Origin of the sequence: Pseudomonas sp. PDM31 (genome assembly GCF_019218965.1) — a bacterium.
GTDB lineage: Bacteria > Pseudomonadota > Gammaproteobacteria > Pseudomonadales > Pseudomonadaceae > Aquipseudomonas.
Genome location: NZ_JAHUWS010000006.1, coordinates 90121 through 104070, shown reverse-complemented (window position 1 = coordinate 104070; position 13950 = coordinate 90121). Strand labels below are relative to the sequence as shown.

Annotated in this window: 12 protein-coding genes; 7 read left to right on the top strand and 5 right to left on the bottom strand. The window is 57.5% G+C overall.

The features are described 5' to 3' along the window. Nucleotides 1–35: 35 nt before the first annotated feature. Complete coding sequence (locus KW839_RS13620; protein WP_034149075.1) at nucleotides 36–1559, bottom strand: fumarate hydratase; 1524 nt, start codon at nucleotides 1557–1559, stop codon at nucleotides 36–38. Nucleotides 1560–1935: 376 nt separating this feature from the next. Here KW839_RS13620 and KW839_RS13615 point away from each other — a divergent pair, with 376 nt between their 5' ends. The 3 genes from KW839_RS13615 to KW839_RS13605 are packed head-to-tail and all read left to right on the top strand — an operon-like array spanning nucleotide 1936 to nucleotide 4749. After that, the gene (locus tag KW839_RS13615; protein ID WP_218424624.1) at nucleotides 1936–3042 is read left to right on the top strand and encodes a diguanylate cyclase; all 1107 of its coding nucleotides are present in this window, start codon (nucleotides 1936–1938) and stop codon (nucleotides 3040–3042) included. Beyond that, nucleotides 3035–3970 (top strand): iron-sulfur-binding ferredoxin reductase, encoded by a 936-nt coding sequence (locus tag KW839_RS13610; RefSeq protein ID WP_218424623.1) that lies wholly within the window; start codon nucleotides 3035–3037, stop codon nucleotides 3968–3970. The genes KW839_RS13615 and KW839_RS13610 overlap by 8 nt, the downstream gene beginning before the upstream one ends. A 29-nt stretch (nucleotides 3971–3999) precedes the next feature. Then, the gene (locus KW839_RS13605; protein WP_218424622.1) at nucleotides 4000–4749 is read left to right on the top strand and encodes an enoyl-CoA hydratase-related protein; all 750 of its coding nucleotides are present in this window, start codon (nucleotides 4000–4002) and stop codon (nucleotides 4747–4749) included. A 267-nt stretch (nucleotides 4750–5016) separates the two neighbouring features. Here the strand turns inward: KW839_RS13605 and KW839_RS13600 are convergent, their stop codons facing one another. The 3 genes from KW839_RS13600 to pyk form a co-directional block, all read right to left on the bottom strand. Continuing rightward, entirely contained in the window at nucleotides 5017–6345 is a 1329-nt protein-coding gene (locus KW839_RS13600) for a hypothetical protein (protein WP_218424621.1), read from the bottom strand. A 217-nt stretch (nucleotides 6346–6562) separates the two neighbouring features. After that, nucleotides 6563–7792, bottom strand: coding sequence for a hypothetical protein (locus tag KW839_RS13595; protein WP_218424620.1), 1230 nt, complete (start codon nucleotides 7790–7792; stop codon nucleotides 6563–6565). Nucleotides 7793–7977: 185 nt separating this feature from the next. Beyond that, nucleotides 7978–9429 (bottom strand): pyruvate kinase, encoded by a 1452-nt coding sequence (pyk, locus tag KW839_RS13590; protein ID WP_060539620.1) that lies wholly within the window; start codon nucleotides 9427–9429, stop codon nucleotides 7978–7980. Nucleotides 9430–9655: 226 nt separating this feature from the next. Here pyk and KW839_RS13585 point away from each other — a divergent pair, with 226 nt between their 5' ends. From KW839_RS13585 to sbcB, 3 genes are all read left to right on the top strand, one after another. Then, the gene (locus tag KW839_RS13585; RefSeq protein ID WP_060539621.1) at nucleotides 9656–10030 is read left to right on the top strand and encodes a tol-pal system YbgF family protein; all 375 of its coding nucleotides are present in this window, start codon (nucleotides 9656–9658) and stop codon (nucleotides 10028–10030) included. A gap of 230 nt (nucleotides 10031–10260) precedes the next feature. Continuing rightward, nucleotides 10261–10620 (top strand): PilZ domain-containing protein, encoded by a 360-nt coding sequence (locus KW839_RS13580; RefSeq protein ID WP_060539622.1) that lies wholly within the window; start codon nucleotides 10261–10263, stop codon nucleotides 10618–10620. Nucleotides 10621–10829: 209 nt separating this feature from the next. Then, nucleotides 10830–12260, top strand: a complete 1431-nt coding sequence (sbcB, locus tag KW839_RS13575) for an exodeoxyribonuclease I (protein WP_060539623.1) — start codon at nucleotides 10830–10832, stop codon at nucleotides 12258–12260. Between the two features lie 99 nt (nucleotides 12261–12359). Here the strand turns inward: sbcB and mvaT are convergent, their stop codons facing one another. Then, nucleotides 12360–12737 carry a histone-like nucleoid-structuring protein MvaT gene (gene mvaT, locus KW839_RS13570; protein ID WP_007933316.1) on the bottom strand — a complete coding sequence of 126 codons (378 nt, stop codon included), beginning with the start codon at nucleotides 12735–12737 and terminating at the stop codon, nucleotides 12360–12362. Between the two features lie 337 nt (nucleotides 12738–13074). Between mvaT and purU the strand changes: the two genes are divergently transcribed. Next, nucleotides 13075–13923, top strand: a complete 849-nt coding sequence (purU, locus tag KW839_RS13565; protein ID WP_218424619.1) for a formyltetrahydrofolate deformylase — start codon at nucleotides 13075–13077, stop codon at nucleotides 13921–13923. Nucleotides 13924–13950: the final 27 nt, after the last annotated feature.

The window sequence follows — 13950 nt, the reverse complement described above, 5'->3', positions numbered from 1 at the left end:
ATCCCCCTGTCGCCTTTTCGGGTCGCTGGAAGCGCTTACTGCACTTCTACCGCCAGGCTTTCACTGATCTTTTTCTGCCAGATGGCAGGACCGGTGATGTGTACCGACTCGCCATTGCTGTCGACAGCAACAGTGACCGGCATGTCCTTGACGTCGAACTCGTAGATCGCTTCCATGCCCAGTTCGGCGAAAGCTACAACGCGGGATTTCTTGATGGCTTGCGCCACCAGGTAAGCCGCACCGCCGACTGCCATCAGGTAAACGGCTTTGTGGTCCTTGATCGCTTCGATTGCGGTCGGGCCGCGCTCGGATTTGCCGATCATGCCCAGCAAACCAGTCTGCTCGAGGATCTGACGGGTGAACTTGTCCATCCGCGTGGCAGTAGTCGGGCCAGCCGGGCCAACCACTTCTTCGCGCACCGGATCAACCGGGCCGACGTAGTAGATGAAGCGACCTTTCAGGTCCACCGGCAGGGTTTCGCCCTTGTTCAGCATCTCGACCATGCGCTTGTGCGCAGCGTCGCGACCGGTGAGCATCTTGCCGTTGAGCAGGACGGTTTCGCCCGGCTTCCAGCTCTGTACTTCTTCTGGCGTCAGGGTGTCGAGGTTGACGCGACGGGCCGACGGGCCTGCTTCCCAGACGATTTCCGGGTAGGCGTCCAGCGGTGGCGCTTCCAGCGAGGCCGGGCCGGAACCGTCGAGCACGAAGTGCGCGTGACGGGTAGCGGCGCAGTTCGGGATCATGCACACCGGCAACGAAGCGGCGTGGGTCGGGTAATCCATGATCTTCACGTCGAGCACGGTGGTCAGGCCACCGAGGCCCTGGGCGCCGATGCCCAGCTGGTTGACCTTCTCGAACAGCTCCAGACGCATCTCTTCGAGGCGGTTCTGTGGGCCGCGAGCCTTCAACTCGTGAATGTCGATGGATTCCATCAAAACTTCCTTGGCCATGACGGCGGCTTTCTCGGCGGTGCCGCCGATGCCGATGCCGAGCATGCCCGGTGGGCACCAGCCGGCGCCCATGGTCGGAACGGTCTTGAGCACCCAGTCGACGATCGAGTCGGACGGGTTGAGCATGGCCATTTTCGACTTGTTCTCGGAACCGCCGCCCTTGGCCGCCACGTCCACTTCCACGGTGTTACCCGGAACGATGGAGTAGTGGATAACGGCAGGGGTGTTGTCCTTGGTGTTTTTACGAGCGCCCGCCGGGTCGGCGAGGATCGAAGCACGCAGGACGTTTTCCGGCAGGTTGTAGGCGCGACGCACGCCTTCGTTGATCATGTCGTCCAGGCCCATGGTGGCGCCATCCCAGCGCACGTCCATGCCCACGCGGACAAACACGGTCACGATGCCGGTGTCCTGGCAGATCGGGCGGTGGCCGGTGGCACACATGCGCGAGTTGATCAGGATCTGCGCGATCGAGTCGCGGGCTGCCGGCGATTCTTCGCGCAGGTAGGCCTCGTGCATCGCCTGGATGAAATCAACGGGGTGGTAATAGGAAATGAACTGCAGGGCGTCGGCAACGCTCTGAATCAGGTCGTCTTGCTTGATCACGGTCATGAGTCGCGCTCCTCTAAAAGACGGGAACATTCAATAAGGTGCTTGCAGCTTGGGTGTATCGGTCGGTTGCAAGCACCTTTCAAGGCACGCCGGGGCTGCTGGCGCGACGCTAAAAAGGCGCGGCAGTATAGCGCGCCTCGCAGGCCTGCACACGCGCCACCAGTCAATCGTTGGTCGCATAAGGGCGCAAGATGTTGGCAGGTAACAAGCGGCAGCAAAGGAGCCGTGAATGTGTGCTGTTTTCTGGGTCATGGTTTTGACGTCAGATTATCGGCCCTTAAATGAATGGTCATTTATCCGGAGCGCCACTAAAGTAATACCCGGCCTGTAGAGTAGGACACTCAAAACAGCATTCCTTCGCACGGTGAGTCAACGATTGACCCATAACGCCATTCAACGAGTTTTACTCAAACGCTTTGCCCTCGCCGCCGGTACCTATGCCCTGGCTTTACTATTGCTGTGGCTGGCATTTTTCACCGGCCACTACGATGCGCCATTGGCCAGCGTCGCCATCGGCAGCGCATTGGTAGTCTTCAGCCAGCTTGTACTGTTCGCGGTGTTTTATAGTGGGCGTAATCTGCAGCTTTCCGACCCTAGCCTGACCGAACTGCAAGTATTGCTGGGCCTGGGCTGGCAAACCTGGTTGATTGCCCATCTGGATGAGGCGCGCGGCGCCTTCCTGGTGTTTTACCTGCTGATTCTGATGTTCGGCCTGTTCCACCTCTCCCGCCAGGCCTTCATTCGCTGTGCATTGCTGGTGTTTTCAAGCTTCAGTGCGATCACGCTGTGGGAGGGCTACCACTTTGAACTGGCCGACCCGGCGCTGGCCGTATTGCAGGTGTGTGTGCTGTTCATTGTGCTGGTGTGGCTGGTGCTCTATGCCAGTCATGTCCAGGCTTCGCGGCAACGTATGCGTCAGCGGCGTTTTGCCCTGCAGGCGCATCAGGACACATTGCGCGGCATGATGCGTCAGCTCGAAGATCTGGTGGCCACCGATGAACTGACCGGGTTATTCAATCGCCGGCACTTCCTGCGTCTGGCTTCCCGCGAGCTGAACGCAATGGACGCCGGTGTCGCCCATGGCCTGGCGCTGATCGACCTCGACCATTTCAAGCGTATCAACGATGTGCATGGTCACGCCGCGGGTGATCAGGTACTGCAAGCCTTCGCTGGAGTGGCTTCCGCCTGCCTGCGTGAGGGCGATGTGCTGGCCCGTTACGGTGGCGAAGAGTTCGTGGTGTTGCTGCCCGATTGTGATACTGATCGCCTGACCGCTTGTTGCGAGCGGCTGCGTATCGCCTTCACCGATGTCGAGATGGTGGGGTTGAATGTACAAAGCCTCAGTCTTAGCGCGGGCATGACTTTGCTGGAACTCGGCGATGACCTGGACGAGGCCTTGCAGCGCGCCGATCAGGCGCTCTATCGCGCCAAGCGTGACGGTCGTAACCGCTGCGCGGCGGCGTGGGAGAACGCCGATGCCTGAGCTGCGGGTCGGTGAGCGGCAATGGTCGGTGGAGGAGGGCAGCAATTTGCTCGACGCGCTGAATTGTAACGGCGTGACGGTGCCATACAGCTGTCGCGCCGGTAGCTGCCATGCGTGTCTGGTGCAATGCGTGCAGGGTTTGCCAGGCGATAATCGCCCCGATGCCTTGAGCACCGAGCAGCGTCAGCAGGGCTGGCGCCTGGCCTGCCAGTGCCAGGTGATCGAAGACCTGCAAGTACACACTTTTGACCCGCAACAGGATGGCCGCCCGGCCGAGGTCGCTGCGGTCGATTGGTTGAGCTCCAGCGTATTGCGCCTGCGCCTGTCGCCTCAACGCCCGTTGCGCTATAGCGCCGGCCAGCATCTGGTGTTGTGGGCCGGTCACGTTGCGCGGCCGTATTCCCTGGCTAGCCTGCCGGAAGAGGACCGTTTCCTGGAGTTCCACCTCGACTGCCGCCAACCCGGGGAATTCAGTGACGCTGCGCGTCAGTTGAAAATCGGCGACCCACTGCGACTTGGCGAGTTGCGCGGCGGGGCATTGCATTACGATCCCGACTGGCACTTGCGGCCGTTGTGGTTACTGGCATCCGGGACAGGCCTGGGGCCGTTGTTCGGCGTCCTGCGTGAGGCCCTGCGACAGGAGCACCAGGGCGCTATCCGTGTCATTCATCTGGCCCATGATGCCAACGAGCATTATCTGGCCAAACCCCTGCAAGCCATGGCCGCCAGTCGGCCGAACCTCAACATCGAACTATGGACCCCGGCCGGGTTGCCCGCGGCTTTGGCGCAACTGCGCCTTGTTTCCCGACAAACCCAAGCCTTACTCTGCGGGTCCCCCGACAGTGTCGACGCGTTTGCCCGGCGCTTGTATCTGGCGGGACTGCCGCGCAATCAACTGCTGGCCGACGTATTCCTGCCTCGCGGTTGAACGCTGAATTTTCAGACGCGAGACCTTCCATGACCGATGCCATCCAGATTGAACGCGAACGCGGCCTGCTGACCCTGCGCCTGAATCGCCCCGACAAGAAAAACGCCCTGACCCGCGCCATGTACAGCCACCTGGCCGAGGCCCTCAATCAGGCCGATAACGACCCTGACATCAGGGCCGTACTGATCACCGGTTCCACCGAGTGTTTTACCGCCGGCAACGACATCGCCGACTTCATCCAGCAACCACCGGGCAATCTCGACAGCCCCGTGTTTCATTTCATGCTCAACCTGCTTGAATGCCGCAAGCCGGTGGTCGCTGCCGTGGCCGGCGCGGCGGTGGGCATTGGCACGACGATGTTGCTGCATTGCGATCTGGTCTACGTCAGCCGTGATGCACGGTTGCGCATGCCATTCGTGAATCTGGGCCTCTGCCCGGAATTCGGCTCCAGCCTGATTCTCCCTCGCCTGCTCGGCCAGGCCAAGGCGGCGCAGTTGTTGCTGCTGGGTGAGGGTTTTAATGGTGAGCAGGCGGCCGCGTGGGGCATTGCGTCAGAAGCGTTGGGCAGTGGCGAGGAGGCGCTGGCCAAGGCGCGGGAGATGGCATTGCGCTTCGAGGCGCTGCCACCCGAGGCGGTGCGCATCAGCAAGCAACTGATGAAAGCCCCGGACCAGGAATTGTTGCGCAAGGTGATAGAGGAAGAGGGCGCGTTGTTCACCCAGCGGCTGCGCTCGCCTGAAGCACTGGCGGCGTTGTCTGGGTTTATCAAGCGGCATTGAATTTTTTTGCCGATCGGGCGGGCCTCAAAGCGAGCAAGCTCGCTCCCACAGGGAATTGGGTTGGTTAGACGATGTACGAACAACTGTAGGAGCGAGCCTGCTCACGATGAGGTTGGCCGGTACGACACAACTATCGGATCAAAAAGTAAAAAGCGAACGGGATGGTGTAGACGCCACGGAGCAGCGCCGCGCGAGCCGGGCGTTGTCGGGTTTTTCAACAGGCGTTGAGATTCCCGTGCGGGAGCACGGGAATGGAAAGCGAGTGCGTCAACTGTAGTAACGCACAACAATACCCTTTTTGTTGGAAACACCGCCAATGGCAATTTTGTCGTTTTGTACAACGACGGCATTAGCTCCATGGGAGAGGGCGCTCAAACGTGTTCGTGCCCAGCCGAGTCCATCATTGAACTCCGTGTCCAGGTGTCCCGTATTATTAAAACGGGCGATGACGATGTCGAAATTGAAGGAGTCTTTTCGTTTGTCTATCGCCCCGGCGACGACAATTTTTTCGTTGGTTTGACAGGTGAACGCTCTCCAGATCGTGCTGCTTTCAGCCAACTGTGTGTAGACCGGTTTACCCAAGTTGAAGCCGGGATCCAGTTCGCCGTCGTTTTTCAGCATCAACATTTGGCCAACGTAGGGATCATGAACGGAACTGCCGAGGCTTAAAACTCTCCCCCCCTGTAATGGAATAAGCGCCGTGGCCCGTGCTCCGCCAAGGAGATCCTCCGGGCTCTGGATAATCTTGAATCCTTTCGGTCCGAACGATGTATCGGGTTGGCCTTCAGGGCTATAACGAGCAAAGAAGGTACTCAGGGGCGATGAGCCCAAGTCGTAGAGCCCGCCACACACTAGGTATCGACCTTCTGTATCGATTGAGACACTTTCGACCTGTGTCTGGCCGTTCTCAAAGCCGGGAGCGACGACGGTGAGATAGCCGCGCCCGGCGAATTCAGTGTCTAGTGAACCATTGGCGTGGGTGCGAATGATCAGACCATGGTTTGGCAGGCCAGGCCTGAAAAAATAGTGAGAAAGGAGGACCTTCCCGTCAGCAAGAATGTTCGCTGAGCCTTTGCCTGTGTCACCGCTGTTCGTTGCCTCGAGTGTAAAGGGGTCTGGACGATCCTGGTCAGAGGATGTGCCTGGTGGACTGGGAAGATGGATAACAATTTTGCCGCTTTGGTTTTCTCCGAACGTTGGGTCAAAGTTGCCTTGTAGATCCAGTTGGGCCAAGGCGGGGAACAGGTCGCGACCGATATAGGAAGATCCAAGCAGCAACAACTTTTTATCTGTCAGGGCAAGTTGACCCGCATGTGAGAATTCATTTTCCTCAAACACGTCGATGACGTAACCGTTGTCGCCAAAGCCGCTGATGACTGTGCCTGTTGAATTCAGGGCAGTGATGAAAAACTTTGAAGAACCTTGGATTCGTGCATCCCCACACACGTACAGGGTGCCGTCAGGGCCGTTGATAACTCCATAGACGTTTGATCCCGTTGCTCCAGGTACGTCGATAGACGCGACGCCGTTTACCCCGAAGGTCAAATCGATTTTACCGGCCATGTTTGCTGACCGGGTTGGGTCTGAAATGGGCATTTTTACTCTCCTTAGTGTGCGCGAAAAACATTTGTAGAGATCCGCAGATGCCCATTAATAAAACTGTGGAGGGAAAATAGATACTGTCAAAAATGACAGTTAATGCATGGGGGGGTACCGTGTTCAGACGCCCGGGTAAACGCAAAAAGCCCGCCATTCACATGGCAGGGCTTTGGTTTTTCAGCAACCGCTCCCTATCAGGATGTTCGCAGTTGTTCTAGGCATGGTAACCACTGACTGAAGCTTCCGTTTTGTGCCCGGCGACAATGATTCGAGTCTCACTCTGCACGCAGACACTGGTTGTTACATTGGGTGTGTCCGCAGCAAATGGATCACTCAACCCCGTGGGGGAGAACGTAGTGTCAGCGCGCCCATCTTCGGTAATACGACCGACTACGCAGAATCGCTGGTCTATTTCACCCGCCACCACGATCGACCCTTTCAAATCCAGGTCTGCCGAGTTCAACCGCAGGTTTCTAAGAGGGAATTGAATGATGAATTCGTTGCCATCATTGAAAGTGTCGTCCGTAGCTCCTTTGCTGAGTGTTCGTGTTGCCCATCCGCGCTGAGGAGCTGTTGTCAATGTGCCGACAGCAACCAGTCGGTTATCGGGTTGCACAAGAACCTTGCTGAGCCTGATCGTACCCTGGGTGGATACCAATGTTTTGCTACCCCCGCTTCCAAACGTCGGATCGATCTCGCCACTGGAAGTGAATCCAGCCAAAAAGCTTTGGCTCGGCGTGTATCCCGCCAAAACTATTCCGCCGTCAGCCTGTGTCACTACGCCAACCGTTGCGGTATTTTCGTTGTTGTGCCGACAGTAGATGTACCCCCGCCCGTCGAGGTCCTTGTCCAACTCACCATTGGCTGTCAATTGAATCAGTAACCCCCAATGACGGTAAGGGCTGGGGAGGTCGTTGTTGACGGTAAACCGGATTTTCCCGGCCTTATCTTGAATGGGACTCAAGTCATCCAGAACACTCGATTCCAGGTGGAGTGCAGGTGGCGCTTCTTCAAACTTGAAAGTGCCAAAAACCAGGTTCGGCGTTCCATTGCTATGGAACAGAACGGCAGCAGGGTAGCTGGGATCCAAACTGGATTGGCGCACATGCCCTGTCACTAGAATACTGCCATCGTCGGTGACGGTTAGCGCACTGGGTAACGACGTGGTTGTATCTGCGCCAAAGCTCCCCAGTGTATAACCCGTTCCGTCTGACCCGAAGGAACTGTCCGGCCGTCCTGACCTGTCGAGTCGAAACAGCCGGAATGTAGAGCCATTGCGGATGACACCGATGATTTTTCCTTGATGGGCGCCGTCACCTTTCAAAACAGTCAGGGCTTCTACCCTTGATCCTTGCAGCAAGACCGTGCCGTTTTGTTTGTCGCCAAAGCCCGGGTCCAGCATGCTGGGCTGTCGAAGTGTCTGAGTGGCATTTTGAGTCGTCATGGATTCGCTCCGTCGAATGAGTTCCCATGCGGTCACACGGGAACGCTCATTCAGCCTGCAAATCGCTTAACCGTGTACTGTCAAAGTTGACGGGTGGCGCATGGCTATCGCTGGATTCAGGTGCATCTGTAACGCAAAAAGCCCCACCATTCACATGGCAGGGCTTTTGTTTTTCAGCTGATGACTCAGACCTGAGGATCGCCAACGTGCAGGATTTTCATCCCGTTGGTGCCGCCGGTGGTGTGGTAGCTGTCGCCCTTGGTCAGGATGACCCAGTCGCCTTTTTCCACGACGCCGCGCTTGACCAGCTCGTCGATCGCCTTCTGGCTGACTTCATTAGGCGCCAGCGAAGCCGGATCGAACGGAATGGTGTACACGCCACGGAACATCGCCGCGCGAGCCTGGGCTTCGCGGTGTGGGGTGAAGGCGTAGATTGGCACCGAAGAGCGGATGCGCGACATGATCAACGGCGTGTAGCCACTTTCGGTCAAGGCAATGATCGCCTTCACGCCCGGGAAGTGGTTGGCGGTGTACATGGCCGCCAGGGCGATGCTCTGGTCGCAGCTTTCGAAGACCTTGCCGATGCGGTGGCTGGAGGTCTTGCTGGTCGGGTGCTTTTCAGCGCCTACGCAGATCCGCGCCATGGCCTGGACGGCTTCCAGGGGATACAGACCGGCAGCACTTTCGGCCGACAGCATCACGGCGTCGGTGTAGTCGAGCACGGCGTTGGCCACGTCGGAGACTTCGGCGCGGGTCGGCATCGGGTTCTGGATCATCGACTCCATCATCTGGGTCGCGACGATCACTGCCTTGTTGTGGCGGCGTGCGTGCAGAATGATTTTCTTCTGGATGCCCACCAGCTCGGCGTCGCCGATTTCCACACCCAGGTCGCCACGGGCAACCATCACCGCGTCGGAGGCTTTGATCAGGCCGTCGAGGGTTTCGTCGTCGGCCACGGCTTCAGCGCGTTCGATCTTCGCCACCAGCCAGGCAGTACCGCCAGCTTCGTCGCGCAGTTGACGGGCGTATTCCATGTCGGCGGCGTCACGTGGGAAGGACACCGCGAGGTAGTCGACTTCCATTTGCGCAGCGAGCTTGATGTCGGCCTTGTCTTTCTCGGTCAGGGCCGGTGCGGTCAGGCCGCCACCGCGACGGTTGATGCCTTTGTGGTCCGACAGCGGGCCGCCGATGGTCACGGTGCAGTGCAGTTCGGTGGCGGTAGCGGTATCGACGCGCATCACCACGCGACCGTCGTCGAGCAGCAGTTCGTCGCCCACGCCGCAGTCCTTGACCAGATCCGGGTAGTCGATGCCGACCACTTGCTGGTTGCCTTCGGTCAGCGGATGGCTGGTGGAGAAGGTGAATTGATCACCGATCTTCAGCTCGATCTTCTTGTTGGCGAATTTGGCGATACGGATTTTCGGGCCTTGCAGGTCACCTAGCAGGGCGACGAAACGACCGTGCTTGGCGGCGAGGTCACGGACCAGCTTCGCGCGAGCCTTATGCTCGTCGGGGGTGCCGTGGGAGAAGTTCAGGCGGGCGACGTCCAGGCCAGCCAGAATCAGCTGTTCGAGAACTTCCGGCGAGTTACTGGCCGGGCCAAGGGTGGCGACGATTTTGGTACGACGGACGGACATGCAAAGACTCCTGAGTTCAAGCGCTGAGTGAGGCTACTATGCTCTCGAGGTGTAGTCATTGTTCGTTTGCACTACTTTTTTTGAGGCACCTGGTTTTTTGGAAGCACCTGGTTTTTGAGTAGGACCTGCTGATTGCCTTCTTTATTGACCCCGGCAACTTTGCTCGCCTCAGCCTGAAGATTTCCGTGCGCAGGTCGATACAGCGTTCAAGACAGGAGATCCCCCCATGCGATTCATGCTCATTGCTGCCCTTGCCCTCAGTGTGACGGGCTGCACCCGTTGGTCGATGAACCATCATCTCAATAATGCCTACAGCGCCTATGACCGGGGCAATTGCGAGCAGGTGACGCGGGAGCTGTCCAAGGTCGAGCGGGCCAGCCGGGCGCGGCCTTATGTGTGGCCGGAGGTATCGATGTTGCGCGGCCTGTGCCTGGAGCGAACGATGATGTTCATCGATGCGGCACAGACCTATCAATTCATCATCGCTACTTATCCACAAAGCGAATACGCCTACCGCGCCCGTGCCCGCCTGGAAACCTTGCAGAGCCTGGGCCACTACCCGCTGCGCAGTGCCGCCGCGGTACGTCCGACGCAGTTCTGATGGTGGTGAGCAGCCAATGGCTGGCTCCCCGGCGCTGGTGAGCTATAGTCGAAGAAACCGGTTTGAGAGCCCAGGCTCCAGACCGGGCATCACCTGTGACCGGCACAAGTAATCCACAGCATCGTAATGACTGATGCACCGGGAACGGGGAGAGCGGGCATCGATAAATCCAGACCCGTTCCGAAGCAGTAGTGCGGCTCTGCTTAAGAGCCTTGCATGGCGAATCTCACATGTTCACCCATCGCCGGATTGAGCGGCATCAGCTGCCGTATTATCTCAAAGTGTTCAACAGCGTCACTGGCAAACCCATAGGTTTCCTGGGCAACGTTTCCAAAGACGGGCTGATGCTGATCAGCCAATTGCCGATGATGATCGGCGCCGATTTCGATTTGCGCCTCAAGCTTCCTGCCAGCAAGGACTGCACGCCAGTCATCGATCTGCGGGCGCGCTGCCTGTGGTGTCATGAAGACGCAACCCCTCAGCACTACGACGCCGGATTCAGCGTTCAACAGGCGCCGCCGGAGTATGGGCAACTGGTCGAGGCGCTGAGGCAATACTTCAGCTTTCAACCGTTACCGGCGTCTGTCTGAAGGCACTGTGAGCGCAGCGCCTGCGTATTGGCACGCCATGACAGGACCTGGTCGGGATATCCCTGTTCGATGCTGGCAGCCTCGCCGGGGAACACGACATAACTATGTATTGCATGAGAGTGCGTACAAGGTGCTCCAATGACAAGATTGCTGGCCGGGGCGGGATGTGAACGCCTAGACTTTGCCGATCTTCAGTTCAGGAAGCGCCCGTGACCTCCATCTTCTGGTACGACTACGAAACCACTGGTATCAATCCCCGTTGCGACCGACCTTTGCAAATGGCCGGGTTGCGCACGGATTTTGATTTAAATGAGGTAGACGAACCGGTCAATCTTTACTGTCGACCCAGTGACGACATCCTGCCGCATCCAGCGGCCTGCGCGATTACCGGGATTACCCCGGCAATACTGGCCGAACACGGTTTGAGCGAAGCGGATTTCATGACCCGGGTACATGCCCAGCTGGCTGCACCGGGCACCTGTGGCGCAGGGTACAACACCTTGCGTTTCGACGACGAGATGACTCGCTATAGCTTGTACCGAAACTTTTTTGATCCCTATGCGCGCGAATGGCAGGGCGGCAATAGCCGCTGGGACCTGATCGATGTAGTGCGCGCAGCCTATGGCTTGCGCCCTGATGGCATCCATTGGCCGACGGATGAAGAAGGGCGGGTAACGCTCAAGCTCGAACGTTTGACTGCTGCCAACGGTATTGACCATGGCAATGCCCACGAAGCGCTGTCTGACGTTCGCGCCACAATCGCCCTGGCTCGGCTGATCCGGGAAAAACAGCCAAAACTATACGACTGGTTGTTCCAGCTGCGCAGTAAGCACAAGGTGATGGAGCAGATTCGCCTGCTGCAGCCGTTGGTGCATATTTCCGGGCGCTTCTCTGCGGCACGTCATTACGTCGGCGTGGTGCTGCCGCTGGCTTGGCACCCGCGCAACAAGAATGCCTTGATAGTCTGTGACTTGCACCTGGACCCCCAGGGCCTGTTCGATCTTGATGCCGAAACCTTGCGCCAGCGCCTTTACACCCGCCGTGAAGATCTGGCGGAAGACGAATTGCCGGTACCGCTGAAACTTATCCACATCAACAAATGCCCGGTGGTGGCGCCATTGGCGGTGCTTCGCCCTGAGGATCAGCATCGTCTCGGGCTGGATATGGCTTTGTATCAACAGCGTGTGCTGCGGCTAAACGACGCGCAGAAAGTTTGGCAGGATAAAGTTTCGGCGATTTATGCGCGGGAGGATTTTTCTCAAAACCAGGACCCCGAGCAACAGTTATATGACGGTTTTATTGGCGATCGGGATCGGCGTTTATGTGAACAAGTCAGAACCGTGGACCCGGCACAATTAGGTCAGGATCAGTGGCCGTTCGATGATGAACGTTTGCCTGAATTATTGTTTCGATATCGCGCACGTAACTTTCCAGACTTGTTGAGTAGCGAAGAACTGGAGCGCTGGAGAATATTCTGTCAGAAGCGTCTGTCGGATCCTGAATGGGGAGCGCCAAATACCCTGGAAAGTTTTCTCGCGGCCCAAAGCCAGTTGAACCTTACTGCTACTGCGCCTCAGCGAGAGGTACTGAGCGAGTGGCAGGGGTATGTCCAGCAATTGCGCCAACGTTTGAATCTTTGAGATCGAACAGCCGCAGGTTGGATTTCGCGCATAAAAAAACGCCAGCATTTGCTGGCGTTCTTTTATCGTCACGGATCCGTCTGCGACAAGCTTTGCGGCTTAGCCCAGCAGGGTAGCCCAGCCTTCAACCACATCACCGCCCCACTTGGCTTTCCACTCTTTCAGAGTTTTGTGGTTGCCACCTTTGGTCTCGATGACTTCGCCATTGTGCGGGTTTTTGTATTGTTTAACTTTGCGAGCACGCTTGGTGCCAGTAGTTTTTACTGCGCCGCCGCGTGGTGCTTTGGTTTTGGACTCTGGATCCAGCAGCGCGATGATGTCGCGCAGGGACTTGGAGTATTCACCCATCAGGGTGCGCAGTTTGCCTTCGAATTCCAGCTCGGTTTGCAGTTTGTCGTCTTGGGACAGGTTCTTCAAACGGGCTTGCAGCTCTTTGATAGCTTCTTCGGTGGCGCGATATTCGTTGATCAAGGACATGGTGACTACCTTATGTAGGACGCTGGATGGCAGGTGACAGTGCGGCAATAATAGTCAGGGTGTTTCATCAAGTAAACAATTAACCCCGGTTTTATTTATTTTAGTTGCACTGCAAGCGAGCGCATTGCCTGAGCATTTTAAAAGTGTGACCCGATCCTTTACGAATGTTTACAAACAACAACCGCAATGGACAATCAAGAGCATCCGCGCGGGCAGGCGCGAAGCCGATCACCCGAGCTTGCGTGCGTTCTTCGCAGCCTGGGCATCATCAATACTGCAGTTTTGCTGCGTAATCGCTAGAATGGCGGCCTTTGCGAAGTTCTGGAGTTTCCCCCTCATGCGCACTTTTCGCCTGGTGATTTCTTGCCCGGACCGCGTCGGCATCGTTGCCAAAGTCAGTAACTTTCTGGCGTCACATAATGGCTGGATCACCGAAGCGAGCCATCACTCGGACAATCTCAGTGGCTGGTTCTTTATGCGTCACGAAATTCGTGCCGACTCTCTGCCATTCGGTATTGAAGCGTTGCGCGAAGCTTTTGCCCCGATCGCCGAAGAATTTTCGATGGACTGGCGCATCACCGATACCGAACAAAAGAAACGTGTCGTACTGATGGCCAGTCGCGAGTCGCACTGCCTGGCCGATTTGCTGCACCGCTGGCATAGCGATGAACTGGACTGCGAAATTTCCTGCGTGATTTCCAACCATGATGACCTGCGCAGCATGGTGGAGTGGCACGGTATTCCGTATTACCACGTTCCGGTCAATCCACAGGACAAGCAACCGGCGTTCGCTGAAGTATCGCGCCTGGTCAAGCAGCACGATGCCGAAGTGGTGGTGCTGGCCCGCTACATGCAGATCCTGCCGCCGGACTTGTGCAGCGAGTATGCGCACAAGGTCATCAACATCCACCACAGCTTCCTGCCATCATTCGTTGGCGCCAAGCCTTACCATCAGGCTTCCATGCGTGGTGTGAAACTGATCGGTGCTACCTGCCACTATGTGACCGAAGAGCTGGACGCCGGTCCGATCATCGAGCAGGACGTGGTACGCGTCAATCACGGCGACAGCATCGAAGACATGGTGCGTTTCGGTCGTGACGTCGAGAAGATGGTTCTGGCCCGGGGCCTGCGTTATCACCTGGAAGACCGGGTGCTGGTGCACGGCAACAAGACCGTGGTGTTCTGACAGCCCAACGACAGGGTTGAAATTCGA